The 25,041-nt window shown below is 68.8% G+C and carries 23 protein-coding genes, 1 tRNA gene and 1 riboswitch; of the genes, 19 read left to right on the top strand and 5 right to left on the bottom strand.

Going from position 1 to position 25,041, the window contains the following annotated elements; translation table 11 throughout:
- Nucleotides 1–6: 6 nt before the first annotated feature.
- From ACWF0M_RS01895 to ACWF0M_RS01905, 3 genes are read right to left on the bottom strand one after another with little or no spacing between them, the layout of a single operon-like run.
- A complete protein-coding gene (locus tag ACWF0M_RS01895) occupies nucleotides 7–2,529 on the bottom strand; it encodes an ABC transporter permease (protein ID WP_452233698.1) in 2,523 nt (840 codons plus the stop codon).
- Nucleotides 2,529–3,293 carry an ABC transporter ATP-binding protein gene (locus ACWF0M_RS01900; protein WP_452233699.1) on the bottom strand — a complete coding sequence of 255 codons (765 nt, stop codon included), beginning with the start codon at nucleotides 3,291–3,293 and terminating at the stop codon, nucleotides 2,529–2,531. The genes ACWF0M_RS01895 and ACWF0M_RS01900 overlap by 1 nt, the downstream gene beginning before the upstream one ends.
- Nucleotides 3,294–3,343: 50 nt before the next feature.
- The gene (locus ACWF0M_RS01905) at nucleotides 3,344–4,231 is read right to left on the bottom strand and encodes a RecB family exonuclease (protein ID WP_452233700.1); all 888 of its coding nucleotides are present in this window, start codon (nucleotides 4,229–4,231) and stop codon (nucleotides 3,344–3,346) included.
- A gap of 1,301 nt (nucleotides 4,232–5,532) precedes the next feature.
- Here ACWF0M_RS01905 and ACWF0M_RS01910 point away from each other — a divergent pair.
- From ACWF0M_RS01910 to ACWF0M_RS01935, 6 genes are all read left to right on the top strand, one after another.
- Nucleotides 5,533–6,375, top strand: coding sequence for an intradiol ring-cleavage dioxygenase (locus tag ACWF0M_RS01910; protein ID WP_452233701.1), 843 nt, complete (start codon nucleotides 5,533–5,535; stop codon nucleotides 6,373–6,375).
- 35 nt (nucleotides 6,376–6,410) lie between these two features.
- Nucleotides 6,411–7,565, top strand: coding sequence for a M50 family metallopeptidase (locus tag ACWF0M_RS01915; RefSeq protein ID WP_452233702.1), 1,155 nt, complete (start codon nucleotides 6,411–6,413; stop codon nucleotides 7,563–7,565).
- An 87-nt stretch (nucleotides 7,566–7,652) separates the two neighbouring features.
- On the top strand, nucleotides 7,653–8,615 hold the full coding sequence (locus tag ACWF0M_RS01920) for a tRNA (adenine-N1)-methyltransferase (protein ID WP_452233703.1): 963 nt from the start codon (nucleotides 7,653–7,655) through the stop codon (nucleotides 8,613–8,615).
- 100 nt (nucleotides 8,616–8,715) lie between these two features.
- On the top strand, nucleotides 8,716–10,461 hold the full coding sequence (arc, locus tag ACWF0M_RS01925; protein WP_452233704.1) for a proteasome ATPase: 1,746 nt from the start codon (nucleotides 8,716–8,718) through the stop codon (nucleotides 10,459–10,461).
- 136 nt (nucleotides 10,462–10,597) lie between these two features.
- Entirely contained in the window at nucleotides 10,598–11,332 is a 735-nt protein-coding gene (locus tag ACWF0M_RS01930) for a polysaccharide lyase family 7 protein (protein WP_452233705.1), read from the top strand.
- Between the two features lie 77 nt (nucleotides 11,333–11,409).
- Complete coding sequence (locus ACWF0M_RS01935; protein WP_452233706.1) at nucleotides 11,410–11,748, top strand: hypothetical protein; 339 nt, start codon at nucleotides 11,410–11,412, stop codon at nucleotides 11,746–11,748.
- 93 nt (nucleotides 11,749–11,841) lie between these two features.
- Here the strand turns inward: ACWF0M_RS01935 and ACWF0M_RS01940 are convergent, their stop codons facing one another.
- Nucleotides 11,842–12,327 (bottom strand): NUDIX hydrolase, encoded by a 486-nt coding sequence (locus tag ACWF0M_RS01940; RefSeq protein ID WP_452233914.1) that lies wholly within the window; start codon nucleotides 12,325–12,327, stop codon nucleotides 11,842–11,844.
- Nucleotides 12,328–12,409: 82 nt separating this feature from the next.
- Between ACWF0M_RS01940 and dop the strand changes: the two genes are divergently transcribed.
- The 13 genes from dop to ACWF0M_RS02005 all read left to right on the top strand — a co-directional run bounded on the left by dop (nucleotide 12,410) and on the right by ACWF0M_RS02005 (nucleotide 22,943).
- Nucleotides 12,410–13,930 carry a depupylase/deamidase Dop gene (gene dop / locus ACWF0M_RS01945; protein WP_452233707.1) on the top strand — a complete coding sequence of 507 codons (1,521 nt, stop codon included), beginning with the start codon at nucleotides 12,410–12,412 and terminating at the stop codon, nucleotides 13,928–13,930.
- Between the two features lie 56 nt (nucleotides 13,931–13,986).
- Nucleotides 13,987–14,196 carry a ubiquitin-like protein Pup gene (locus ACWF0M_RS01950; protein WP_130448384.1) on the top strand — a complete coding sequence of 70 codons (210 nt, stop codon included), beginning with the start codon at nucleotides 13,987–13,989 and terminating at the stop codon, nucleotides 14,194–14,196.
- An 8-nt stretch (nucleotides 14,197–14,204) separates the two neighbouring features.
- Nucleotides 14,205–15,047 (top strand): proteasome subunit beta, encoded by an 843-nt coding sequence (gene prcB / locus ACWF0M_RS01955; protein ID WP_452233708.1) that lies wholly within the window; start codon nucleotides 14,205–14,207, stop codon nucleotides 15,045–15,047.
- 48 nt (nucleotides 15,048–15,095) lie between these two features.
- Nucleotides 15,096–15,947 carry a proteasome subunit alpha gene (gene prcA, locus ACWF0M_RS01960; RefSeq protein WP_452233709.1) on the top strand — a complete coding sequence of 284 codons (852 nt, stop codon included), beginning with the start codon at nucleotides 15,096–15,098 and terminating at the stop codon, nucleotides 15,945–15,947.
- Nucleotides 15,944–16,564, top strand: a complete 621-nt coding sequence (locus ACWF0M_RS01965; protein WP_452233710.1) for an NUDIX hydrolase — start codon at nucleotides 15,944–15,946, stop codon at nucleotides 16,562–16,564. The genes prcA and ACWF0M_RS01965 overlap by 4 nt, the downstream gene beginning before the upstream one ends.
- Before the next feature lie 17 nt (nucleotides 16,565–16,581).
- Nucleotides 16,582–16,666, top strand: a riboswitch (ZMP/ZTP riboswitch).
- A gap of 22 nt (nucleotides 16,667–16,688) precedes the next feature.
- Nucleotides 16,689–17,549, top strand: a complete 861-nt coding sequence (locus ACWF0M_RS01970; protein WP_452233711.1) for a bifunctional 5,10-methylenetetrahydrofolate dehydrogenase/5,10-methenyltetrahydrofolate cyclohydrolase — start codon at nucleotides 16,689–16,691, stop codon at nucleotides 17,547–17,549.
- A gap of 30 nt (nucleotides 17,550–17,579) precedes the next feature.
- A complete protein-coding gene (gene aroH, locus ACWF0M_RS01975) occupies nucleotides 17,580–17,948 on the top strand; it encodes a chorismate mutase (protein WP_130385491.1) in 369 nt (122 codons plus the stop codon).
- Between the two features lie 10 nt (nucleotides 17,949–17,958).
- Nucleotides 17,959–19,023, top strand: coding sequence for a prephenate dehydrogenase (locus ACWF0M_RS01980; protein WP_452233712.1), 1,065 nt, complete (start codon nucleotides 17,959–17,961; stop codon nucleotides 19,021–19,023).
- 47 nt (nucleotides 19,024–19,070) lie between these two features.
- A complete protein-coding gene (gene cmk / locus ACWF0M_RS01985; RefSeq protein ID WP_452233713.1) occupies nucleotides 19,071–19,757 on the top strand; it encodes a (d)CMP kinase in 687 nt (228 codons plus the stop codon).
- Entirely contained in the window at nucleotides 19,754–20,482 is a 729-nt protein-coding gene (locus tag ACWF0M_RS01990; RefSeq protein WP_452233714.1) for a lysophospholipid acyltransferase family protein, read from the top strand. The genes cmk and ACWF0M_RS01990 overlap by 4 nt, the downstream gene beginning before the upstream one ends.
- Nucleotides 20,475–21,842 (top strand): ribosome biogenesis GTPase Der, encoded by a 1,368-nt coding sequence (gene der, locus ACWF0M_RS01995; RefSeq protein ID WP_452233715.1) that lies wholly within the window; start codon nucleotides 20,475–20,477, stop codon nucleotides 21,840–21,842. The genes ACWF0M_RS01990 and der overlap by 8 nt, the downstream gene beginning before the upstream one ends.
- Nucleotides 21,843–21,912: 70 nt before the next feature.
- Nucleotides 21,913–21,986: transfer RNA gene (locus ACWF0M_RS02000), tRNA-Pro, on the top strand.
- Between the two features lie 48 nt (nucleotides 21,987–22,034).
- Entirely contained in the window at nucleotides 22,035–22,943 is a 909-nt protein-coding gene (locus ACWF0M_RS02005; RefSeq protein ID WP_452233716.1) for a group I intron-associated PD-(D/E)XK endonuclease, read from the top strand.
- On the opposite strand, the gene ACWF0M_RS02010 is transcribed toward ACWF0M_RS02005, so the two are convergent.
- A complete protein-coding gene (locus tag ACWF0M_RS02010; protein ID WP_452233717.1) occupies nucleotides 22,851–25,019 on the bottom strand; it encodes an MMPL family transporter in 2,169 nt (722 codons plus the stop codon). The two genes, ACWF0M_RS02005 and ACWF0M_RS02010, sit on opposite strands and share 93 nt — an antisense overlap.
- Nucleotides 25,020–25,041 lie beyond the last annotated feature (22 nt).

Genomic DNA, 25,041 nt, shown 5'->3' on the forward strand with positions numbered 1-25,041 from the left:
GCATGATCACTCTGAAGCGATCGCTTGCAGTACGTCGAGACGTGCTGCGCGCCGTGACGGCCAGACAGCGGCCAGTACGCCGAACAGGATCGCGAGCACGACGGCGATCACCAGTTGCAGCACCGGGATGTCGCGGACCGCGATGCCATCGTCCACCATCGCCGACTGGATCGCGACGGCGAAGGCGACACCGATCGCGAGACCGATCAGCGCGCCGAGCAAGGTGATCGCGATCGCCTCGACCCGGAGCATCCGGCCGAGCTGCGGCCGGTCCATCCCGATCGCGCGCAGCAGCCCGATCTCCCGGGTCCGCTCGACCACGCCGAGCGCGAGCGTGTTCACGATGCCGAGCAGTGCGATCAGGATCGCCATCGCGAGCAGGAACCCGAGCGCGATCAGGACGCCGTTCACGGGTTGCCGCGCGACCGCGGCGTACGCCTCCTGGTCGCGGACCTGGAGCGCTGGGTAGTCCTTCCGCAGCTGGTCGAGGATCGCGGTCCGGACCTCCGCCGCCCGATTGCCCTGGGCAACCTCGACGTACAGCAGGTTGTCGCTCGGTGACCCGCCGACCGTCGCGTACGTCGGGAGCGACACGACGACCGCGTTCAGTTGCCGGTTCGGGGCGACGATCCCGCCGACGGTCAGGCGATGCGTTCCGTTCGTGGTCTTCAGGTCGAACGGTTTGCCGACGGCGAGCTTGAGCGTCTTGGCAAGGTTGCGGGGGACGACCGCCTGCCCGGCTGCGAGCGCCGCGGCGGAGCCTGCGTCGAACGTGGTCGTGACCGGCCCGGCCAGCGTGCCGTCGCTGACGCCGGTGACCTGGACGTTCGTCTTGGCGATCTCACCGGACTGCACCCGGACCCGGTGCACGGCCTCGACGCCCGGGACCTTCGCGGTCCGGTCGCCGACCTGGGTGCTGAAACTGGGGGTCCCGTCGTTCGTGACGAGGATCTCGGCGGTGCCCAGCGCGTCGACCAGGCTCTTGTCGATCGAGGCCTTCACCGAGGCGCCGATCACCAGCACGCCGCTGATCAGCGACACGGAGATCATCAGCGCGGACGCGGTGGCCGACGTACGGCGGGGGTTCCGCTCGGCGTTGCGGCGGCCGAGGGTGACCGGCGCCTTGCGGCCGAACGGATACATCAGCGCGCGGACGACGTACCGGCTGATGATCGGGTTCAGCATCACGATCGCGAGGACGGCGGTGCCGGTGCCGAGCGTGATCAGGACGGCGCCGGGCAGTCCGCCGGAGCTCACCCCGATGCCGAAGAACAGGACGGCCATCAGCAGCATGAAGGCGCCGATCGCCAGCCGGACGAGCAGCGTGCGTTCCGGGACGTGTACGTCGTCGCGCATCGCCGCGACCGGCGGGAGCTTCCCGGCCCGCCGGGCGGCGGGCGCAGCGGCGGCGACCGTCACGCCGATGCCGATCAGGTAGCAGGCGATGATCGTCGTCGGGGTGACCTGCAGCGACGCGGTCGGGATGCGCAGGTCGAGCAGCTCGTAGCCGAACCGGACCGCGGCGGCCACGCCGACACCCACCAGCAGGCCCAGCGTCGCTCCGACGATGCCGATGATGACGCTCTCGGCGAGCACCGTGCCGGTGATCTGGCCGCGGGACGCGCCGATCGCGCGGAGCATCGCGAGCTCGCGGGACCGTTGCGCGACGACCATCGCGAACGTGTTGACGATCAGGAACCCGCCGACGAAGAGCGCAAGGCCGGCGAACAGGAGCAGCACGGTGCCGAACCCGCCGAAGGTGTTGTCGAGGTCGTGTTTGCCGTCGGTCGAGACCTGCTTCGCGGTCCGGACCTTGACCGAGTCTCCGATGGTGTCCGCGATCGCCTTGCTGACCACGTTCGGGTCGGAACCTGGCTTGAGCGAGACGGTGATCGACGTCCAGCCGGGCTTGCCGAGCAGCAGGAACTGAGCGGTCGCGCCGTCGAAGCTGACCAGCGGCGCGCCGGCCGCGGCACCGGCCTGCGCCGCCGTCGTGGTCGCGGTGAGTGTCGCGGTGACGGCTTGGGTCGGCGTGACGATCCGGACCTGGTCACCGACGTGGTAGCCCGCGCGGCTCGCGGTCGACTCGTCGAGCGCAAGCTGGCCGCTGCCCCAGGGCGGCGTACCGTCGACGAGCCTGAACGGTGCCGCACCGGCGTCCCGCGGCCAGGCGGCGCCGAAGGACATCAGACCGTAGTTCTCCAGCAGCTTGCCGTCCGGGCCGAGGATCTGCACGTTGCTGACCAGGAGCTGCGGGACCGCGGCGGCGACCCCGGGTACGGCGGAGATGCGGTCGGCGAGCTCGATCTGGAACGTCGCGGGGCGGTCCGTACCGGTCTCGATCGGCGAGGTCGGCGTGACCGTGACGTCCGCCGTACTCACCGCGAAGTTCTTCTTCAGCGCCGCGGACAGGCTGTCGGTGAAGACCATCGCGCCGCCGGCGAACGCGACGCCGAGGGTGACGGCGAGCGTGCACAGCACGAAGCGGAGCCGGTGCGCCAGCACCGAACGGAGGCCGAGCGTGAACATCAGCCGGCCAGCTCGCCGGCGGTGTCGTGCCGGGTCTCCAGCTGCTTCATGGTGTCGAGGACCGACTCCGCCGTCGGGTCGACCAGCTCGGACTGCAGCTGCCCGTCGGCCAGGAACAGGACGCGATCGGCGTACGACGCGGCGGTCGGGTCGTGGGTGACCATCACGACGGTCTGGTTGAACTCCCGGACGAAGCGATGCAAGAAGTCGAGGACGTCACCGGAGGAACGTGAGTCGAGGTTGCCGGTCGGCTCGTCGGCGAACACCACGTCCGGCTTCGAGACCAGCGCGCGGGCACAGGCGACGCGCTGCTGCTGGCCGCCGGACAGCTCGGACGGCTTGTGGCGGAGGCGATGCATCAGGCCGATCGTGTCGACGACTGTGGTCAGCCAGTCCTGGTCCGGTTTGCGGCCGGCGAGGTCGAGGGGGAGCGTGATGTTCTCCAGCGCGGACAGCGTCGGGACCAGGTTGAACGCCTGGAACACGAAACCGATCCGGTCGCGGCGCAGGTGTGTGAGCTGCTTGTCCGGCAGCGTGGTCAGGTCGACGTCACCGAGAAACACCTTGCCCTCGGACGGCTGGTCCAGCCCCGCGAGACAGTGCAGCAGCGTCGACTTGCCGGAGCCCGACGGCCCCATGATCGCGGTGAACCGGCCCTTCCCGAAGTCCGCGCTCACGCCGGCCAGCGCATCCACCTGGGTGAGACCACCGCCGTACCGCTTCCAGAGACCGGTCGCCCGCACCGCCACATCGCCCACACTCATGCGACGAACCGTATCCACCCAGGGTTCCTCCGCCGGGCGCTAGGTCGTGACTACCCGTCGACTGTGATCAGGTCTATGCCTGCCGACTCGGCGGCGACCTCCTCCACCGAGCGGGTGGGGAGCGGCGGGGGCGTGCCGCCCCAGGCCGGGCAGATCGCCTTGTGGTCGCACCAGTCACACAGAGGCCCCGGGCTGGGGCGCCAATCGCCGGAGTCGAGGGCTCTGGTGATCGCGACCCACAACGCGGAGACCTTGCGCTCGCAGGCGCGCAGGTCGGCCTCGTCAGGGACGTAGCGGACGATCTCGCCGTTGCCGAGGTAGACCAGTTGCAGCATCGCCGGCACCACGCCGCGCAGCTTCCACAGCACCAGCGCGTAAAACTTCATCTGGAACAGCGCCTTCGCCTCGAAGAACTCCGACGGCGAGCGCCCGGTCTTGTAGTCGACCACCCGGATCTCACCGGTCGGCGCCACGTCGAGGCGGTCGACATACCCCCGCAGCACCAGACCGGAGTCCAGCGCGGTCTCGACGTACAGCTCCCGCTCGGCGGGCTCCAGCGCGTTCGGGTCCTCGAGCGTGAAGTACTTGCCGAGCAACTGGTGTGCCTCGGCGAGCCATTTCGCCAGCTCCTCGCCGTCCGCGTCCTCCGCGAACAGCTCCGCGACCTCCGGCTCCTCCTCCAGCAGTCGTTGCCACTGCGGCTCGAGCATCTCCGCCGCCTGCTCCAGCGTCCGCTCGCCACGCGGCAGATCGAACAACCGCTCCAGCACCGCGTGTACGACGGTCCCGCGCACCGCAGCCGCCGACGGCTTCTCCGGCAAGCGGTCCACCACCCGGAACCGGTACTTGAGCGGGCAGCTCATGAAGTCCGCGGCCCGGGACGGCGACAACGCCCCACGCGGATGCACGTGCGGATCGACAGCAGCTGCAACGCTCATGCCCCAAACCCTAGGCACAACCACCGACACTTCGCCCACGCCCCACCCCAACCCTGTGGAAAACCGCCTCTCGTGACTACCTGTCGAGCTTCCACATCACCCCGCCGCGAGCACCCGCGCCGCCACCAACCCGACCATCCAGCCGGCGCCACAACACCCACCCATCCGGCACGAGACCGGATATCCCCTGGCGTTGTGGCTTCTCCCCTCTAACACCACCAGAGAACCCACAACACCAGGGGATATCCGGCGCTCCGGTCAGATGTCTGGGCGTCGGTGGCGGCATCCGAAGACTCACGACAGACCATGGAGACCTGAAACCCGACATCTCCCGCCTCCTCCCACCAGTTCCTGTCTCCAGTCCCACCGCCCGCCCGCACCGCCCGCCCGCACCGCCCGCCCGCACCACCGCCCGCACCACCGCCCGCACCACCGCATGCACCGCCTCCCGCACCGCCGCATGCACCGCCTCCCGCACCGCCGCCCGCGCCACCGCCCGCGCCACCGCCCGCGCCACCGCCCGCACCACCGCTCGCCCGCAACATGCACCGCATCACCGCATGCACCGCCCGGTCCCGCGGCCGGCCCCGAGGTCGGGCGCGACAAGAGCCCTCGCACACGAGGGGATATCCGACGGTGTTGTGGCTTCTCCGTTGGTGTTAGAGGGGAGAACCCACAACGCCAGGGGATATCCGTTCTTGTGCTGGATGGGTGGCTGGGTGGATGGGGTTGGTGGCGGGACTGGGCCACTCGCGGCGGGGTGATGTGCATGCTCGACAGGTAGTGCACCGGTGAGACGGTGTACGCACGGGCGCGTTTACGCTCAGGTGCACTACCCGTTCACTGGACATGTCCTGTCGAGCGTGCACGTCACACCAAGCCTGGCACCGCGCTGGAACCCGTCGACGACCCACACGTCAGGCAGAAGAGCCGGATATCCCCTCGTCTGCTTGGTGCGGGGGCCCTCGCCGCGCCCGATCGGGCCCGGCCGGTGGGACGCACCGGGCGGTGGTGCGGTGGGTGGGGTGGTGCGGTGCGGGCCAGCGGTGGGGTGGTGCGGTGGGTGGGGTGGTGCGGTGCGTGGGGTGGTGCGGTGCGTGGGGTGGTGCGGTGCGTGGGGTGGTGCGGTGCGTGGGGTGGTGCGGTGCGTGGGGTGGTGCGGTGCGTGGGGTGGGGTGGTGCGGTGCGTGGGGTGGGGTGGTGGGGACTGGAGATAGGAGTTGGTGGGCGGGGAACGGCTTCACAGGGAACTTTCAGTGGGGGCACGGGTGGTTGTGGGGGTGGGTTGGCATGCTCGGTTTATGACGACGCCGACGCAGCCTCCGCCGGATCACGATCGTGGTCTTGAGTACGACCTTGCGACTCTGCACCGACGGCGCTTTCTCGGGTTGTTCACGGCTGCCGGGCTCGCTGCGGTTGCCGGCTGCTCGACGGATGACAGTGCGTCGACGAGTACGCCGTCGGCGGCCAGCTCTAGTACGTCGAGCGCGACGGCCACGACGTCCTCTGCGTCAACGGATGTCGACGAGATCCCGCAGGAGACCGGGGGACCGTACCCGGGTGACGGCTCGAACGGGCCCAATGTCCTCACCCAGTCCGGCATCGTTCGCAGCGACATCACCAAGTCGTTCGGTTCCGCGTCCGGCGTCGCCGGCGGCGTACCGCTGAAGGTCGAGCTCACCATCGTCGACGCCGGCCAGGACAAGCCCCTCGAAGGCGCCGCCGTCTACCTCTGGCACTGCGACGCCCAGGGCCGGTACTCGCTGTACTCCGACGGCGTGACGAACGAGAACTACCTCCGCGGCGTCCAGGCCGCGGACGGCTCCGGCAAGGTCACGTTCACCACGATCTTCCCGGCCGCGTACATGGGCCGCTGGCCGCACATCCACTTCGAGGTGTACGCCGGCGTCGACGAGGCCACGAAGGCCGGCCAGATCACCCGTACGTCGCAGCTCGCCCTCCCGAAGGACGTGTGCAGCACCGTCTACGCCACCGCCGGGTACGACGGCAGCGCGCAGAACCTCAGCCAGACGTCGCTGGAGAACGACAACGTGTTCGGCGACGACGACGGCGTACACCAGCTCGCGACCGTCTCCGGGGACGTCTCCGGAGGGTACGTCGCCACGCTGACGGTGGGTGTGTAGCAGCGAGTTAACACTCGACCAGTAGCGTTGGGTTGATGCCAGACTCGCGTGACCCCCAGAACCCCGCCCAGCCGGCCGGCCCACCACCGCCCGGAACGTGGGTGCTGGGGCGCGTCCGCGGCATCCGGCTGACCATGCGTTTCACCTGGCTCCCGGTGGCGATGCTGCTCGCGATCGGCTTCGCGGCGATCATCGGGCAGCAGTTCCCCGAGCTCGGCGGCTGGCGGTACGTCGCCGCGTTCGCGTTCGTGGTGGCGTTCACGGTGTCGATCCTGATCCACGAGCTCGCGCACGCGTTGATGGCGATGCGGTTCGGTATCGGCGTCTCGGAGATCAACCTCGGGTTCTTCGCGGCCGGCACGCATATCGAGGGCGAGCGGAAGTCGCCGCTCGAGGAGTTCGCGGTCTCGGTCGTCGGCCCGATCGCGTCCCTGATCGTCGGCGGCCTCGCGTATCTCGGGTCGCGCGCCTTCGACGAGGGTGTCGGGTACGTCGCCCTGTGGGAGCTCGGCATCGCGAACCTGATCGTCGGCGTCACGAACCTGCTGCCCGGCTTGCCGCTGGACGGCGGCTGGGTGCTGCGGGCGATCGTCTGGAAGTTCACCGGCAACATGCACACCGGCACGATCGCGGCGGCGTGGGCCGGGCGGCTGCTCGCGATGGGCGTGCTGCTGCTCCCGGTGCTGCTCGAGCAGGTCTGGGGCCGGCAGCCGTCGATGATCGACTTCCTGATCGCGCTGCTGGTCGGCTTCTTCCTCTGGTCCGGTTCGACCGCGTCGCTGATGCAGGCCCGGCTGCGGCGCAAGCTGCCCGCGCTCCAGGTCCGGGCGATGGCCCGCCGCGCCATCGCCGTACATTCCGGTACGCCGCTCGCGGAGGCCGTCCGGCTGGCCGGCGAAGCGCACGCGGGAGCGGTCGTGGTGATCGACGGCGACGGCAAGCCGCATGCTCTGGTGTCCGAGACCGCGGTCGCCGCGGTCGCCCCGAACCAGCGCCCGTGGACCACGGTCAGCGAGGTCTCCACCCGGATCGGCGCGGGCCACATCATCGGCGTCAACGACACCGGCGAGGAGATCCTCGCCACACTGCGTGAGAGTCCCGCCTCGGAGTACCTGGTCCTGGACGCCGACGGCGGCGTGTACGGCGTCCTCGCGACCGCCGACGTCGAACGGGCGTTCCGCAGCCGCTGACCACCCGCTGAACCCACAGCTGGGCATGCAGCTGGGCGACCGCCGGATTATTCGGTTCCGGTGACCGAAAGTTAAGGTGAGCGCCTTATGGCTGACTTGCGCGACTTTCCCGACCAGGCGTTCTCCGGGGTCCATCACGGACCGCTGCAGGAGGGCGAGTGGGTCACCCTGCAGGACTCCAAGGGCCGCCGGCACTCGGTCAAGCTGGAGCGCGGTAAGACCTTCCACACCACCAAGGGCGGGATCGAGCACGACGAGCTGATCGACGGCCCGGACGCCGTGGTGATCAGGTCCAAGGGCAACGTGGAATACCTGGCGCTGCGGCCGCTGATGGCCGACTACTCGGTCTCGATGCCGCGCGGCGCCGCGGTGATCTACCCGAAGGACACCGCGCAGATCGTCACGATGGCCGACATCTTCCCGGGCGCGAAGGTGGTCGAGGCCGGGGCCGGTTCCGGCGCGCTGACCACCGCGCTGCTGCGGGCGGTCGGGATCCACGGCCAGGTGATCTCGTTCGAGCGCCGCGAGGACTTCGCGGAGGTCGCGCGGAAGAACGTGACCGGTTTCTTCGGGGGAGAGCACCCGGCCTGGCGGCTCGAGGTGGGGGACCTGGTCGAGAAGCTGAACGAGCAGGACGTGGACCGCGTCGTACTGGACATGCTGGCGCCGTGGGAGTGCGTCGACGCCGTCGCTGAGGCACTTTCACCCGGTGGGGTGTTCTGTGCCTATGTTGCCACCACGACGCAACTGAGCCGCTTCGTGGAGACGCTGAGGGCACACGGCGAGTTCACCGAGCCGCGCGCGTGGGAGTCACTCGTGCGAGACTGGCATGTAGAGGGTCTCGCCGTCCGTCCGGGCCACCGGATGCAAGGACACACGGCCTTCCTGGTCACCGCCCGGAGGATGGCGCACGGGGTGCAGGCACCCCGGAAGAAGCGCCGTCCGGCACCGGGCGCGTACGGCGACGACTACGCCGGTCCGCGCCGCCCTGAGGCAGCCGGTGCGCCGTCGTCCGAAGTATCCTCGGAATCTTCCGGCGACATGCCGTAGGCAACGGACTCCATCCGCAACCGACACGTGATGGGATTCAGCTTGCCCGGCGAGGTTTTCTGGGTAAGGTCCATAGGGTCGAGCCCCACATGGTGAGGTGATGATCGTGGCTGGAGACGAGAGTCCTACCGCGGCAGAACTGCGTAACCAGGTCCGGTACCTGGAAGCCGAAGTCGCGGCGTTGCGACGTCGGCTGCTCGAGCACCCGGCAGACAGCCGGTCGCTCGAGAGCAGGCTGTCCGAAACCCAGGCCTCCTTGGCGAGTGTCACCGCTCAGAACGAGCGGCTGGCGGACACGCTGCGGGAGGCGCGAGAGAAGATCATCGCCCTGAAGGAGGAGGTCGACCGGCTGGCGCAACCGCCGTCCGGTTTCGGCACCTTCCTCGGACGGAACGAAGACGACACGCTCGACGTGTTCACCGGCGGCCGGAAACTCCGGGTCGCGGCGAGCCCGTCGGTGGACCTGGACGCGCTCAGGCTCGGCCAGGAACTGATGCTGAACGAAGCACTCAACGTGGTCGAGGCCTGTGACTTCGAGGTCGTCGGCGACGTGGTGATGCTGAAGGAGCTGCTCGCCGACGGCGAGCGGGCGCTGGTGATCGCGCAGGCCGACGAGGAGCGCGTGGTGCGACTGGCGTCGCCGCTGCTCGACGTACCCCTGCGCGCCGGTGACTCGCTGTTGCTCGAGGCCCGCTCCGGATACGTGTACGAGAAGATCCCGAAGTCCGAGGTCGAGGAGCTGATCCTCGAAGAGGTGCCGGACATCGACTACACCCAGATCGGCGGCCTGTCCGGCCAGATCGAGCAGATCCGGGACGCTGTCGAGCTGCCGTACCTGCACAAGGACCTGTTCCTGGAGCACGAGCTCAAGCCGCCGAAGGGCGTGCTGCTCTACGGCCCGCCGGGGTGCGGCAAGACGCTGATCGCGAAGGCGGTGGCGAACTCGCTGGCCAAGAAGGTCGCCGAGCGGACCGGCACCGAGGGCCAGAAGTCGTTCTTCCTGAACATCAAGGGCCCCGAGCTGCTGAACAAGTACGTCGGCGAGACCGAGCGGCACATCCGCCTGGTCTTCCAGCGGGCCCGGGAGAAGGCTTCCGAGGGCATGCCGGTGATCGTGTTCTTCGACGAGATGGACTCGCTGTTCCGCACCCGCGGATCCGGTGTGTCGTCCGACGTCGAGAACACCATCGTCCCGCAGCTGCTGAGCGAGATCGACGGTGTCGAGGGGCTGGAGAACGTCCTCGTCATCGGCGCCTCCAACCGCGAGGACATGATCGACCCGGCGATCCTGCGGCCCGGCCGGCTGGACGTGAAGATCAAGATCGAGCGCCCCGACGCCGAGGCGGCCCGGGACATCTTCTCGAAGTACCTGACCGCCAACCTGCCGCTGCACGTCGACGATCTGGGCGAGTTCGGCGGCGACCGGCAGGGCTGTGTGGACGGGATGATCCAGCGCACGGTCGAGCGGATGTACACCGAGGCCGACGAGAACCGCTTCCTCGAGGTCACCTACGCCAACGGTGACAAGGAGGTCCTGTACTTCAAGGACTTCAACTCGGGCGCGATGATCCAGAACATCGTCGACCGGGCGAAGAAGATGGCGATCAAGGCGTTCCTGGACGAGAACCAGAAGGGTCTGCGGGTGCAGCACCTGCTGCAGGCCTGCGTGGACGAGTTCAAGGAGAACGAGGACCTCCCGAACACCACGAACCCGGACGACTGGGCCCGGATCTCCGGCAAGAAGGGCGAGCGGATCGTCTACATCCGAACGCTCATCTCCGGCAAACAAGGCACCGAGCCAGGCCGCTCCATCGACACGGCCACGAACACGGGTCAGTACCTGTAACCACCGCCGTACCTGGACCGCCCTCGGACATCGCGTCCGAGGGCGGTCTTCGGTGTGCGGTGGCAGGAACGTGCAACCCGGCCCGGCCCCGCAACACTCCTCGCGAGGATGAAGCATCCGAACTGAGGAGTGGACGATGAGGAAAGCCGTGATCGCGCTCGCACTCGCAGCGCTGGTTGCCGTCGGCACGGCCGGTACGGCGGTGCCGACGACGACAGGATCCGTGCCTGGTCAGGTGCTCGACCTGACCAACTGGAAGCTGACCCTGCCGACCGGCGACGACGAGGACCCGACGGAGATCAAGCAGCCCGCGCTCGCGACGTACAGCAACGGCCCGTACTTCGTGGTGGACGGTGACGGCGTGCAGTTCCGGGCGCCGGTGAACGGGGTGACGACGGGTGGTTCCAGCTATCCGCGCTCGGAGCTGCGGGAGATGAACGGCACCGAGAACGCGTCCTGGTCGTCCACTGATGGCACGCACACCCTGGTCGTGAAGGAGGCGTTCACGGCGCTGCCGGCCGAGAAGCCGCACGTCGTCGGGGCGCAGATCCACGACGACGAGGACGACGTGAGCGTGTTCCGGCTCGAGGGCACCAAGCTGTACGTGACCGACGGCGACGACGCGCACCACAAGCTCGTCACCTCGGACTACCAGCTCGGTACGCCGTTCGAGGCGAAGTTTGCGGTGTCCGACGGTGAGGTCAAGGCGTACTACAACGGCGTACTCCAGACCACCATCGCGAAGTCGTTCGACGGCGCGTACTTCAAGGCCGGCGCCTACACCCAGGCCAACTGCGACAAGTCGTCACCGTGCAGCGACTCGAACTACGGCGAGGTGCGGATCCTCGGCCTGTCGGTCCAGCACAGCTGAGGGTAGGCATAACACCCGGTGAGATCGGGGGGGTTTCCCCGATTGGTACGGCGGTTCTGCGGGCCTAGCGTGCTGGTATGGCGACGGACGAGGTGCGGAAGGACCTGCGGGCTGCTGTGGCGGCGCGGCAGGAGCTGGGACCGGAGTACGAGGCTGAGATCATCGACAGCTTCCTGGAGAAGCTCGACGCGCGTGACCGGCACCGTGGCGCCGATCTCCTGCCGGAGCGTGCGCCGCGGCGGCATCCGAGCCGCGAGACGGACCCGGGTGGGCTGGCGCTGGCGATCGTGTCGATCGTAGCCGCGATCCCGATCACCGCGATCGCGGCCGGCATGATCGGCCCGTTCGGCGTCGTCATCTGCTGGGCGGGCCTGGTCGCCATCAACTTCGCCCGCACCATGGCCCGCCGCCGCTAGAGACAGGCCACGGGGAGCAGGAGGTGACGTACGCCGTGCGGTGGATCCACGGGCCGTCGATCCAGGCGTGGCTGTCCCATCCCTCGAGGATCGTCACACCAAGCTCCGTACGTACGGACCGAGAAGCGCCAGCGCGTCAGGCATGAACGACCACTCGTCGAACTTGGCCACGAGCTCGGCCGGCGACATCCAGGCGCCCCACGCGACCTCTTCCGGCTGATGCCGCACCGGACCGTCCCAGATACACGTGTACAGATACGCGTGGTACTGGGTGTTCTCGTCCGCGTAGTCGTCCTCGGGCAACCGCGTCAGCTCCACGCCGGCGATCCCGAGCTCTTCTTCCAGCTCCCGTACGACGGCATGAAACGGGTCCTCGCCCGCCGCGACGACTCCACCGGCAGCGAAGTCGTACCGGCCCGGATACACATCCTTCGTCGGCGTACGCCGATGCACGTAGAGGTCCCCGTCCGGATTCAGAACAACGACCCCGGTCGCCGCATGACGCAGATTGTCGCGACGCATCACCGATCGTGGCACCGCCCCGGTGACCTGGTTGTGCTCGTCCAGAATCGCCACCATCTCGTCCACCCGCGCAGTCTCACACGTAACCCTGTGGACACAGCAAGCCCTTTAGTCGTCGGTACCGCGTAGGCTCAACTCCATGAGTGTTCGGCGGATCATGGGTACCGAGACCGAGTTCGGGATCTCGGTGCCGGGCCAGCCCGGGGCGAACCCGATGCTGACCTCGAGCCAGGTGGTGAACGGCTATGCGCAGACGCAGCCGCTCGCGCGCAAGACCCGGTGGGACTTCGACGAGGAGCACCCGCTGCGGGACGCGCGAGGATTCGACCTGAGCCGGGAGGTGGCGGACTCCAGCCAGCTCACCGACGAGGAGACCGGCCTGGCGAACGTGATCCTCACCAACGGCGCCCGGCTGTACGTCGACCACGCCCACCCGGAGTACTCCGCGCCCGAGACCACGAACCCGCGGGACGCGGTGGTGTGGGACAAGGCCGGCGAGCTGGTGATCATGGAGGGCGCGCGGCAGGCCCGCCTGATTCCGGGTGCGCCGCAGCTGAACCTCTACAAGAACAACACCGACAACAAAGGCGCGTCGTACGGTTCGCACGAGAACTACCTGATGCGCCGGTCGACGCCGTTCGCGTCGATCGTGCGGCATCTGACGCCGTTCTTCGTGAGCCGCCAGGTGGTCACCGGCGCCGGCCGGGTCGGGATCGGCCAGGACGGCGCGGCGCACGGGTTCCAGATCAGCCAGCGGGCCGACTACTTCGAGGTCGAGGTCGGCCTGGAGACGACGCTGAAGCGGCCGATCATCAACACCCGCGACGAGCCGCACGCGAACCCGGACCGTTACCGCCGGCTGCACGTGATCATCGGCGACGCGAACCTGTCCGAGATCTCGACGTACCTGAAGGTCGGGACGACCTCGCTGGTGCTGGCGATGATCGAGGACGGCTGGCTCACCGACGACCTGAGCGTCGACCGGCCGGTGACGGCGCTGCACGAGGTCAGCCACGACCCGTCCTGCACGCACCTGCTGACGCTGAAGGACGGCCGCAAGATCACCGCGGTGCAGCTGCAGACGGAGTACCTGGAGCAGGCCCGCAAGTACGTCGAGGACAAGTACGGCGACGATGCGGACCGGCAGACCAAGGACGTCCTGCACCGTTGGGAGCAGGTGCTCGACCAGCTGGCCATCGACCCGATGAAGCTGTCCGACCAGCTCGACTGGGTCGCGAAGTACAAACTGCTCCAGTCGTACCGCGATCGGGACGGCCTCGAGTGGGACGACTCGAAGCTGCACCTGGTCGACCTGCAGTACTCCGACCTGCGCCCGGACAAGGGCCTGTATTACAAGTTGGTGAAATCCGGCCGGATGCAGCGGGTCGTCACCGACGAGGAGATCCGGATGGCCGTCGCGCACCCGCCGACCGACACCCGGGCGTACTTCCGCGGTCGCTGCATGCAGCAGTACGCACCGCAGGTCGCGGCCGCCTCCTGGGACTCGGTGATCTTCGATCTGCCCGGGAAGGAATCGTTGCAGCGGATCCCTACTCTCGACCCGCTGCGGGGCACGAAAGCGCACGTCGGCGCACTTCTTGACCAATGCGACACCGCAAGTGACCTGGTTCGCACCATCACTGGGGGTGCGGCCGGGTAGGGTCGCTAGTGAGGGTCGGTTGGGCGGCCCTCCCAGCGGTTCTAGGAGGTGGTGTCATGGCTAAGGACGGCGGTCAGCAGCACAAGCAGCCGAAGCGTTCGTCGACCGAGGAAGAGGTCGAGCAGGTCGAGGCGTCCGAGGACGTCCAGGAGCGGAAAGAGCGGCTCGACGAGGACGTCGACTCGATCCTGGACGAGATCGACGAGGTCCTCGAGGAGAACGCCGAGGAGTTCGTCCGCGGATTCGTGCAAAAGGGTGGGGAGTGAACCGCTCGATGACATCTGATGCCTCCGGCCGCCTGCCGGAAGCCTTCCTGACCCCGGGCGGCTCGTCGTTCATGGACTTCCTGGCCGGGCACGCGCCCGACCTGTTGCCCGGACGACGGTCCCTGGGGCAGGGCGACCTGTCCAGCGAAGTCCCGCACGGTACGACGATCGTGGCCGCCACCTTCCCCGGTGGCGTGATCATGGCCGGCGACCGGCGGGCCACGATGGGCAACATCATCGCCCAGCGTGACATCGAGAAGGTGTTCCCGGCCGACGAGTACTCGGCGGTCGCGTTCGCCGGTTCGGCCGGCTTCGGGATCGAGATGGTCCGGTTGTTCCAGGTCGAGCTGGAGCACTACGAGAAGCTCGAGGGCGCCACCCTGAGCCTCGACGGCAAGGCCAACCGGCTCAGCGCGCTGATCCGCGGCAACCTGCCGATGGCTATGCAGGGCCTCACCGTGGTGCCGCTGTTCGCGGGCTACGACGAGGACATCAAGGGCGGCCGGATCTTCTCCTACGACCCGACCGGCGGGCGGTACGAGGAGACGCACTTCTACAGCGTCGGCTCGGGCTCGCTGTTCGCCCGCGGCGCGCTGAAGAAGCTGTACCGCGAGGACCTGTCCGAGACCGACTGCGCGACGGTGGCAATCCAGTCGCTGATCGACGCGGCCGACGACGACTCGGCGACCGGCGGCCCGGACATGCTGCGCCGGATCTTCCCGGTGATCGGCGTGGTCACCGCGGACGGTTACCGGCGGCTGCCGGAGGACGAGGTGGCGGCGCTCGTCGACGCGGCCTGGGCCCAGCGGCACGAGCGTCCCGACGGCCCGGCCGCAGGCAACCTGAGCTGACCATCCCGATGACCCTGCCGATCGACTGATTAGAGGACGACACCTTCGATGAGCGTTCCGTTCTACGTCTCGCCCGAGCAGCTGATGCGGGACCGGGCCGACTTCGCCCGCAAGGGCATCGCCAAGGGCCGCAGCGCGATCGCGCTGCAGTACGCCGACGGCATCCTGTTCGTGGCGGAGAACCGCTCGCCCGCCCTGCACAAGGTGGCCGAGATCTACGACCGGATGGCGTTCGCCGCCGTCGGTCGCTACAACGAGTTCGAGAACCTGCGGATCGCCGGCGTCCGGCTCGCCGACATGCGCGGGTACTCCTACGACCGGCGCGACGTGACCGGCCGGGCGCTGGCCAACGCGTATGCGCAGACCCTCGGCGCGATCTTCTCCTCCGGCGGCGAGAAGCCGCTCGAGGTCGAGATCCTGGTCGCCGAGGTCGGCGTCGGCGTGGCCGACGACCAGATCTACCGGCTCACCTACGACGGCTCGATCGCGGACGTCCGCGGGTACGCCGTGATGGGCGGCCCGGCCGACACGGTCGCGGAGTACATCGGCGAGCACTACTCCGAGGGCATCTCGCTGGCCGGTGCGCTCCGGCTCGCGGTGGACGCGCTCGGCCACGACGGCACCGAGGTCCGGGAGCTGACCCCGGACCAGCTCGAGGTCGCCGTCCTGGACCGGACCCGGACCCAGGTGCGCAAGTTCAAGCGGATCTCCGAGGAGACGCTGGCCGGCATCCTGGGCGAGTCCAGCCCGGCGGTGGACGAGAAGTCCGACGCCGAGTCGGACACGGAGTCCGCGTCCGACTCCAGTGAGTCGGCGGCCGGTGACACCCCGGTCGCTCCGCCGGCGGACGACGCACCGGTGGCGCCGCCGGAAGATCCCGACGACGACCGTCCGCTGTGACGGACCAGATCGAGAACTCAGCCGCCACCGACGAGGTGGCGGCTGAGCAATCTCCGGCGGCTTCGCGACCAGCAGACCCGGCTCCCTGGGAACTGCTGGGGGAGGAGCCGGGGTTCGAGCGATTCCTCACCGTGCGTCTGCGGCGGTACCGGATGCCCGACGGTCGCGAGATCGAGTGGGACGTCATCGGTCCCGAGGCCGGCCTCTCGGCCGGGGTCACGGTGCTTCCGTTGACGCCCGACGGCCGGATCGTCACGATCCGGATGTTCCGGGCCGGCCCGGACCGCGTGGTCACGAACCTCCCGGGCGGTCTGGTCGAAGCCGACGAGGAGGTGGCCGTCGCGGGTGCGCGGGAGCTCGAGGAGGAGACCGGCTACACCTGCGAGACGATCGACGTGGTCGGCTGGCAGTTTTCCGGTGGATCTTCGACGTTCCGCAAGTACGTCGCGATCGCGCGCGGGTGCCGCCCGGACGGGAAGCAGCAGCTGGACGAGGCCGAGGACTGTGTTCCGGTCGAGCTGTCCGTGGACGCGTTCCGTGCCGAGCTGCGCACGCCCGGTGCGATGACCGGCAGTGACGCGGCGTACCTCGCGCTCGACCACGCCGGCCTGCTCTGAGCCGGGTCGGTATCCTGACAGCGGACCGCGACTGGCGCTGAGGTGGACGACCACCGGGGAACGGTCTGCCATCCGGCTTCGCCGCGCGCCTGGGCACCCACCTGACGCCCAGAGGAGTGCGCAGATGACTGCTGAATTGATGATCGGGACCGACCTCGCCGCCGACATGGTCGCGAAGGCCGCCGAACGAGCACGGGTCCTGCAGGAGCAGTACGGCGTACAGCCGTGTCTGGCGACCGTGCTGGTCGGTGACGACCCGGCGTCGGCGACGTACGTGCGGATGAAGCAGAACCGCTCGAAGAAGGCCGGGATCGCGTCGCTCAGCGTCGTACTGCCGGCCGAGACGACCACCGCGGAGCTGGTCGCGGAGATCACCAAGCTCTCCGACGACCCGGCCGTGCACGGGATCCTGTTGCAGCATCCGGTGCCGCCGCAGATCGACGAGCGGGCCGCGTTCGAGGCGATCGACCCGGCGAAGGACGTCGACGGCGTGACGATGCGGTCGTTCGCGGCGATGGCCTTCGGGGATCCCGGTTTCCGGTCGGCGACGCCTGGCGGGATCATGCGGCTGCTGGCGGCGTACGACGTACCGCTCGAAGGGGCGCACGCGGTGGTGATCGGCCGCAGCCCGATCCTCGGTAAGCCGGCCGGCATGTTGCTGCTGGCATCGAACGCGACCGTCACGTACGCGCACTCGCGGACCCGGGACCTGCCGGACCTGGTCCGGACCGCCGACGTCGTTATCGCGGCGGTCGGCAAGGCGAACTTCGTCCGGGGTGACTGGCTGAAGCCGGGCGCGGTCGTGGTCGACGCCGGCTACAACGAGGGCAACGTCGGCGACGTGCACTTCGCCGAGGCGGCCGAGGTGGCCCGGCTGATCACGCCGGTTCCGGGCGGGGTCGGGCCGATGACGATCGCGCTGCTGCTGGAGCAGACGGTCGATGCCGCTGAGACGGCTGTCCACTCTTTGACTACGCTGGCCTAGGGTTGGGGGACAGGATCTAAGGAGGCGGACGTGGCGGTACGGGCGATCCGGGGGGCCACCCAGCTGGACGTGGACGAGCGCGAGCACCTGCTCGAGCGGTCCGCGGAGCTGGTGAAGGCGGTCCTGGAGGCGAACGATCTGGAGAACGAGGATCTGATCAGCATCCTGTTCACCGTCACGTCCGACCTGCGTTCGGAGTTTCCCGCCGTCGCGGGCCGGCAGATCGGGCTCACCGACGTACCGCTGATGTGCATGCAGGAGATACCGGTGCCGCACGCGCTGCCGCGGGTGGTGCGGCTGATGGTGCACACCGAGACGCCGCGGTCCCGGGACAAGATCCAGCACGTGTACCTGCACGGAGCGGTCGCGCTCCGCCCGGACCTGACCGGCGCCCAATGAAGGCGGCACTGTGAGCGAGCTGCGCGGCCCGGTTCGGATCGTCGGCACCGGGCTGATCGGTACGTCGATCGGCCTCGCGCTGGTGCGCCTCGGCGTGGTCGTGGAGCTCGTCGACGGGAACCCGGACAACGCGCTGATGGCCGAGCGGATCGGTGCCGGCGCACGGCAGGTCGACATCGAGCCGCAGCTGGTCGTGGTCGCCGTACCGCCGGACCATGTCGGCGCCGTCGTGGCCGAACAACTCGAACAAACCAATGCCATCGTCACTGATGCGGCCAGTGTGAAGTCCAAGCCGCTCGCCGACGCACGCAGCCTGACCGCGGATGTCAGCCGGTACGTCGGCAGTCACCCGATGGCCGGCTCCGAGCGCAACGGCCCACTGGCTGCGCGCGCGGATCTGTTCGACGGCGCCACCTGGGCGATCACCCCGCACGCGACGAGCGCTCCGGAGGCGGTCGATCTCGTACGGCGGCTCGCCGAGGCCTGTGGCGCGCGGACGGTCGAGTTGTCGGTGGAGGATCACGACCTCGGTGTCGCCCGGGTGTCGCACCTGCCGCATCTGATGTCGGCGCTCGCCGCTGGCACGCTGGCGGACGCGCCGTCCTCCCATCTCGAACTGTCCGGTCAGGGTGTCCGCGACGTCACCCGGATCGCGGCCGGCGACCCGCGGTTGTGGACCCAGATCGTGTCCGCGAACTCGACCGCGCTGACCGGCCTGCTGGAGCAGATCCGCGGCGAGCTCGACCGGCTACTCGTTGCCCTCGGCAAGGAAGAGGCCGGCGACGAGTTGACCGCGATCCTCGGCCAGGGCGTGTCCGGCGCGGTCCGGGTCCCGGGCAAGCACGGTACGCCGCACATCGACCTGGTCACGGTCCTCGTCACGATCCCGGACCGTCCCGGCCAGCTGGCCCGCTTGTTCGCGGACGCGGCCGAGTCCGGCGCCAACGTCGAGGACCTCCGCATCGACCACAGCCCCGGCCGCCCGGTCGGTGAGGTCGAACTGGCCGTCAAGCCGGGTTCGGTGGACCAGTTGGTCGACGTACTCACCGAGCGGGGCTGGGTCGTCCACCGCTGAACGAGGGTGTGCCTGAAGTGTCCCCGGGCGAAGGTACCCTTCGGGGCATGATCATCGCTGTTGACGGGCCGAGCGGCTCCGGTAAGTCGAGCACTGCGCGTGGAGTGGCCTCCCGTCTCGGTCTGCGGTACCTGGACACCGGTGCGACGTACCGTGCGGTGACCTGGTCGGCCGTCGAGCGCGGCCTGGATCTGGACGACACGGCGGCGGTTGCGCAGCGTGCGCGGGAGCTCGAGCTGGAGATCAGCACCGACCCCGCCAACCAGTTCGTGATCGTCGACGGAACCGACGTCACGGCCGCGATCCGGGAGCCGCGGATCAGCGAGGTGGTGTCGAAGATCGCCACCAACCTGGACGTCCGCAAGGAACTGATCAAGCGCCAGCGGGCCGTCATCGACGACGCCCAAGACACAGCAGGGCCGAGCGGCGGGATCGTGGTCGAAGGCCGCGACATCGCCACGGTGGTCGCCACCGACGCCGAGCTCAAGGTGCTGCTGACCGCCGATCAGGAGGCGCGGATGGCGCGCCGCGGGGCGGAGCTGGGCTCCGTCACCGCCGAGCAGCTGCGGGACCAGATCGTCCGCCGCGACGCGGACGACTCGACCGTGTCCGAGTTCCAGGTCGCCTCCGACGGAGCGGTCACCATCGATTCCACCGATCTGTCCCTCGAGGAGGTCATCGACGTGATCAGCAGGCTCGCCAAGGAGACCGTCCCTCAGGGTCGGGAGCTATGACGGCTGAAATCACCGGGCACAAGGATCTGCCCCGCACCGACGATCTGCCGGCACTGCCGTACCGGATGGCGCTCCCGTTGCGGAGGGTCGCGAAGCCGTACTTCCGCCGCAAGTACAACCTGACCGTGCACCACGAGGACCGGTTCCCGCTGACCGGTCCGCTGCTGATGGCCCCGAACCACCTGAGTCTGCTCGACGGGCCGCTGCTCGGGGCGATCGCGCCGCGGATGCTGCACCAGCTCGGCAAGATCGAGGTGTTCGGCGGTCTCCAGGGCGCGTTCCTGCGCCGGGTCGGCCAGATCCCGGTCGACCGGTCGACGTACGACGTACTCGCGGTCCGGCAGTCGATCCAGGTACTGCGGGACGGCCGGGTGCTGAACATCTACCCGGAGGGCACCCGCGGGCCGGGTGACTTCAGCCGGATCCGGACCGGCGTGGCGTACCTGGCGATGGTGACCGGGGCCCCGATCCTGCCGGTCGCGCTGATGGGAACGCGGCTGCCAGGGGGTGACGTGGAGGGTTTCCCACCGGCCGGGAGCCGCATCGACGTGGTGTACGGCGAGCCTTTCGCCGTCGAGCGCGTACCCTTTCCCAGGAGACACTCCGACGTACAGGCGGTCGCCGGTCAGATCGGCGACGTATTGCGCGCCCATGTGAAGGCGGCCGTCGAAGAAACCGGCCACCCGCTTCCGGGCTGGCGAGACCAGAAGGACCCTGATGACTGACCTGCCCACCGAAGCACCGACGCACGACCGCGAAGACACCGGGCCGCTGCCCGTCCTCGCGATCGTCGGGCGGCCGAACGTGGGCAAGTCCACGCTGGTCAACCGCATCATCGGCCGCCGCGAGGCGGTCGTCGAGGACACCCCGGGCGTCACCCGGGACCGCGTGTCGTACGACGCCAACTGGGCCGGGCGCGAGTTCACGGTCGTCGACACCGGCGGCTGGGACCCGGACGCGGTCGGCATGGCCGCACTGGTCGCCGCCCAGGCCGAGGTCGCGATCAACGCCGCCGACGCGGTGCTGTTCGTGGTCGACGCCGTGGTCGGCATCACCGACGCGGATGAAGCGGTCGTCCGGGTACTGCGGAAGTCCGGCAAGCCCGTCGTACTGGCCGCGAACAAGGTCGACGACCAGCGCATCGAGTCCGAGGCGATGAACCTGTGGAGCCTCGGCATCGGCGAGCCGTTCCCGGTGTCCGGGATGCACGGCCGCGGTACGGGCGACCTGCTGGACGCCGTACTCGAGGCCCTTCCGGAGGCACCCGCGGAGCGCGACGGCGAGCTCGGCGGACCGCGCCGGGTCGCGATCGTCGGCAAGCCGAACGTGGGCAAGTCCTCGCTGCTCAACAAGGTCGCCAAGGAGGACCGGGTCGTCGTCAGCGACGTCGCCGGTACGACGGTGGACCCGGTCGACGAACTGATCACGCTCGGCGGCCAGGAGTGGCGGTTCATCGACACCGCGGGCATCCGGCGCAAGGTGAAGAACGTCCAGGGGCACGAGTACTACGCCTCGCTGCGGACCAACGCGGCGATCGAGCGGGCCGAGGTCGTCGTGGTCGTCATCGACGCGTCGGAGTCGCTCACGGAGCAGGACCTGCGGATCATGAACGCGGTCGAGGAAGCCGGCAAGGCGCTGGTGATCGCGTACAACAAGTGGGACCTGATGGACGAGGAGCGGCGCTACTACCTGGAGCGCGAGATCGATCGCGACCTGGTGCAGTTCCGCTGGGCGCCGCGGGTGAACATCAGCGCGCTCACCGGCTGGCACATGGACAAGCTGGTGCCCGCGATCGAGGCAGCGCTGGAGGGCTGGCAGACCCGGGTCCCGACCGGGCAGCTCAACGCCTTCCTCGGCCGCCTCGTCGCCGCGCATCCGCACCCGGTGCGCTCCGGCAAGCAGCCGAAGATCCTGTTCGGCACGCAGGCCACGACGATGCCCCCGACCTTCGCCATCTTCACCTCCGGCCCGATCGAGACGTCGTACCAGCGCTTCATCGAACGCCGGCTCCGCGAGGACTTCGGCTTCGTCGGCAGCCCCGTCCACGTCTCGATCCGAGCCCGCCAAAAGAACAAGAAACGCTGACCGAACCCGGTCCGAACCACCCGATCGGATGAGGTAAGGTTTACCCCGGCTCGCTCTTCGGAGCGTCCATCGGGCTGTGGCGTAGTTTGGTAACGCGTCTGGCTGGGGGCCAGAAGACCGCAGGTTCAAATCCTGTCAGCCCGACTTCTGAGGGGCACCGATTCTGTCGGTGCCCCTGTCTATGTTTGCCCCATGACGACCTGGGGTGACAGACGAACCTGGAACGACGACGACCTCCGCCAGGCTGCGGCCGAGAACCATTCATGGCGTGGCGTCGCCCGCGCACTGGGACTGAAAGGGACATCCGCAGGCACTGTGCGCTCGCTCAAGAAGCACGCCGAGCGGCTAGCGCTCGATACGGCGCACTTCACCGGCCAACGCCAGTGGTCCGACCGGAAGTTGCGTGAGGTGATGAAGGACGCGACTTGTTGGGCGGACGTGATCGTCGGGCTGGGAGTCAGCGACGGCACCGAGTCCCGCGTCCGGATCAAGGGACATGCGATGCGCTTGGGGCTGGACTGCACAGCCCTCAGGTCGTCTGATTCGCCGCGGCCTGCGGCCGAGCCACTGCAGCTACCTGCGCGTCCAGAGATGCTGCGGGCTGCGGCGCCGGCACTCGCGATGGCCTGGTTCACGCTTCACGGTTGTGCTGTTGCGCTGCCGATGGAGCCCGAGGTGTACGACCTGCTGGTAACCACCACGAACGGAATCCAACGCGTCCAGATCAAGAGCTCAGAACGCCCAGGCAGCAACGGTCACTGGCAGGTCGGGATCGGACGCCGGCCGTACGTTCTGGACAAGTCGGCCACGAAGATGCCGTACGATCCGGACGACATCGACCTGTTCTTCATCGTTCTTGGTGACGGCAGCCTGTATGTCATCCCGAGCTCAGTAGTGGCTGGTCGGGTGTCCATATACGCCGACACGTACGCGCGGTACCGGGTCGGGGATGCGTCGAGTTTGTTGGGTGGTGGGGCGCCTGGCGGTGCCGACGCCCCACGTCGCGGGTCAGCGTATGCTCGCGAGTTCCTTGGGCTGCGGGGTCTCGTCGACCCTGAGGCTTTCGCCTTCGATGTCTACTCGGGGAGTGAGGCGGTCTAGCCACTTCGGGAACCACCAGGCTCGGTCGCCGAGGAGGCTGAGGATGGCGGGGACCAGGGTCATCCGGACCACGAAGGCGTCGATCAGGACGCCGATCGTGAGGCCGAAGCCGATCGCCTTGATGATCGGGTCCTCGACGAGGATGAAGCCGGCGAAGACCGACGCCATGATCAGGGCCGCGGCGGTGACGACACGCGCGCCGTGGCCGAGGCCCTGCACGGTCGCGTCGTTCGCGTGCCGCCCGTGCACGAACTCCTCCCGCACCCGGGACACGATGAACACCTCGTAGTCCATCGCCAGCCCGAACAGGATGCCCATCATGATGATCGGCAGGAAGCTCACCAGCGGGCCGGGGGAGTCGATCCCGACCAGGCTCGCCAGATGCCCTTCCTGGAACACCGCGACCGTGATCCCGAACGTCGCCCCGATCGTCAGCACGAACCCGAGGGTCGCCTTCAACGGCACGAGTACGGACCGAAACGCCAGCAGCAACAGCAGGAACGACAGCCCGATCACGACGAACAGGTACGTCGGCAACGCGGCGGACAACTTGTTCGACACATCGACCCCGACCGCCGTGTTCCCGGTCACGGAAATACTTGCGTCGCCCGTGGCGAGCGGCTGCACCGCGGACCGCAGGTTCTTCACCAGATCGGCGGTCTCCGCACTCGCCGGCCCGCTACGCGGGATCACCTGCAGCAACCGCGTCGTACCGTCGGGACTCCCCGCGGCCGGCTGCGCCGCGACCACGTCCGGAAGACCCTGCGCCTTACCCAGCACCTGCTGCACCAGCGCGTTGGACGCCGCCGCGTCGTTGCTCTTCACAACAACCACGAGTGGGCCGTTGGCACCCGGCCCGAACGCCGCGGCGGTCAGGTCGTACGCGACCCGCTGGTTGCTCCCGGCCGCCGCCGAAGCACCGTCCGGCAGCGCGAGCTGCATGTCCTTCGCCGGGATCGCGAGCAAACCCAACCCGATGATGCCGACAGCAACGATCGGCACCCGCAGCCGCGTCACCAGCCGACCCCAGCGGAAACCGAACCCTTCCTTGTGAACAGCCTCGGTCGGCGCCTTGCGTAGCTTCCGCGGCAGCACTCGGTTCCCCACGAACCCGAGCAGCGCGGGGAGCAACGTCAACGCCACCAGTACGGCGGTCAGCACCGTCGCCGCCGCGGCCAGGCCCATCGCGGTCAGGAACGGTACGCCGACCACAGACAACCCGGCGAGCGCGATCACCACGGTCGCACCGGCGAACAGCACTGCCGACCCGGCCGTCGCTGTCGCCCGTGCGACGGACTCCTCCGGATCCATGCCTTCGCCCAGCTGCGACCGGTGCCGCGAGCTGATGAACAGCGAGTAGTCGATCCCCACCGCGAGCCCGAGCATCAGCGCGAGGATCGGTGCTGTCGACGACACATCGGTGAACGCAGTCACGATGAACAACCCGGCCATTCCGGCCAGTACGCCGAGGAGCGCCGTCACCAGCGTCATCCCGGCCGCGACGAGCGACCCGAACGTGACGACCAGTACGACGGCCGCGACCCCGAGCACCTCAGTCGCGCCGATCTCCGGGACGCTGGGCTTGATCTGGCCGCCCGGCACGACCTGGAGATCACCCGAGCTCAGTCCGCTCAATCCGTCGTACCCGTCGCTGCTCTCGTGCGACAGCTCGTCGGCCGGCTTGTCGAACTGGACGCTGATCAACCCCGTCGTACCGTCCGGGCTGATCGCCTTGCTGGTGAACGGGTCGATCGCTGCGATCACCTCGGGCACCTTCGCGACCTTGGCGACGGTGGCGCCGACGGCGGCCTTCACTGTCGGGTCGGCGAGCGTCTTGCCGTCGGGCGCCTTCACCACGACGGTGGCGGACGCGCCGCTGGCGGCCGGCAGTTCCTGCTTGAGTGCGTCGAGCGCGCGCTGCGACTCGGTGCCGGGGATCGAGAACGTGTTCGCGGTCTTGCCGCCCAGGGTCAGCGCACCGACGCCCAGGACGACGAGGAACAGCGCCCACAGTGCGGCGACCAGGCGCCTGCGCTGGTAGGAGAACCGGCCGAGCCGGTACAGGAGGTTGGCCATCGGGGTCCGTTTCGGTGTCAGG

It is taken from the genome of Kribbella sp. NPDC055110, from assembly GCF_053607525.1.

Excerpts from the sequence above, each read along its gene's own strand:
- ACWF0M_RS01920 (WP_452233703.1), top strand. The coding sequence starts at position 7,653 with ATGGCTGACTTGCGCGACTTTCCCGACCAGGCGTTCTCCGGGGTCCAT.
- ACWF0M_RS01940 (WP_452233914.1), bottom strand. The coding sequence starts at position 12,327 with ATGGTGGCGATTCTGGACGAGCACAACCAGGTCACCGGGGCGGTGCCA.
- ACWF0M_RS01900 (WP_452233699.1), bottom strand. The coding sequence starts at position 3,293 with ATGAGTGTGGGCGATGTGGCGGTGCGGGCGACCGGTCTCTGGAAGCGG.
- ACWF0M_RS01895 (WP_452233698.1), bottom strand. The coding sequence starts at position 2,529 with ATGTTCACGCTCGGCCTCCGTTCGGTGCTGGCGCACCGGCTCCGCTTC.
- ACWF0M_RS01970 (WP_452233711.1), top strand. The coding sequence starts at position 16,689 with ATGACTGCTGAATTGATGATCGGGACCGACCTCGCCGCCGACATGGTC.
- ACWF0M_RS01915 (WP_452233702.1), top strand. The coding sequence starts at position 6,411 with ATGCCAGACTCGCGTGACCCCCAGAACCCCGCCCAGCCGGCCGGCCCA.
- ACWF0M_RS02005 (WP_452233716.1), top strand. The coding sequence starts at position 22,035 with ATGACGACCTGGGGTGACAGACGAACCTGGAACGACGACGACCTCCGC.
- ACWF0M_RS01930 (WP_452233705.1), top strand. The coding sequence starts at position 10,598 with ATGAGGAAAGCCGTGATCGCGCTCGCACTCGCAGCGCTGGTTGCCGTC.
- cmk (WP_452233713.1), top strand. The coding sequence starts at position 19,071 with ATGATCATCGCTGTTGACGGGCCGAGCGGCTCCGGTAAGTCGAGCACT.
- ACWF0M_RS01905 (WP_452233700.1), bottom strand. The coding sequence starts at position 4,231 with ATGAGCGTTGCAGCTGCTGTCGATCCGCACGTGCATCCGCGTGGGGCG.
- dop (WP_452233707.1), top strand. The coding sequence starts at position 12,410 with ATGAGTGTTCGGCGGATCATGGGTACCGAGACCGAGTTCGGGATCTCG.
- ACWF0M_RS01990 (WP_452233714.1), top strand. The coding sequence starts at position 19,754 with ATGACGGCTGAAATCACCGGGCACAAGGATCTGCCCCGCACCGACGAT.
- der (WP_452233715.1), top strand. The coding sequence starts at position 20,475 with ATGACTGACCTGCCCACCGAAGCACCGACGCACGACCGCGAAGACACC.
- arc (WP_452233704.1), top strand. The coding sequence starts at position 8,716 with ATGATCGTGGCTGGAGACGAGAGTCCTACCGCGGCAGAACTGCGTAAC.
- ACWF0M_RS01910 (WP_452233701.1), top strand. The coding sequence starts at position 5,533 with ATGACGACGCCGACGCAGCCTCCGCCGGATCACGATCGTGGTCTTGAG.
- ACWF0M_RS01935 (WP_452233706.1), top strand. The coding sequence starts at position 11,410 with ATGGCGACGGACGAGGTGCGGAAGGACCTGCGGGCTGCTGTGGCGGCG.
- prcA (WP_452233709.1), top strand. The coding sequence starts at position 15,096 with ATGAGCGTTCCGTTCTACGTCTCGCCCGAGCAGCTGATGCGGGACCGG.
- prcB (WP_452233708.1), top strand. The coding sequence starts at position 14,205 with ATGACATCTGATGCCTCCGGCCGCCTGCCGGAAGCCTTCCTGACCCCG.
- ACWF0M_RS01950 (WP_130448384.1), top strand. The coding sequence starts at position 13,987 with ATGGCTAAGGACGGCGGTCAGCAGCACAAGCAGCCGAAGCGTTCGTCG.
- ACWF0M_RS02010 (WP_452233717.1), bottom strand. The coding sequence starts at position 25,019 with ATGGCCAACCTCCTGTACCGGCTCGGCCGGTTCTCCTACCAGCGCAGG.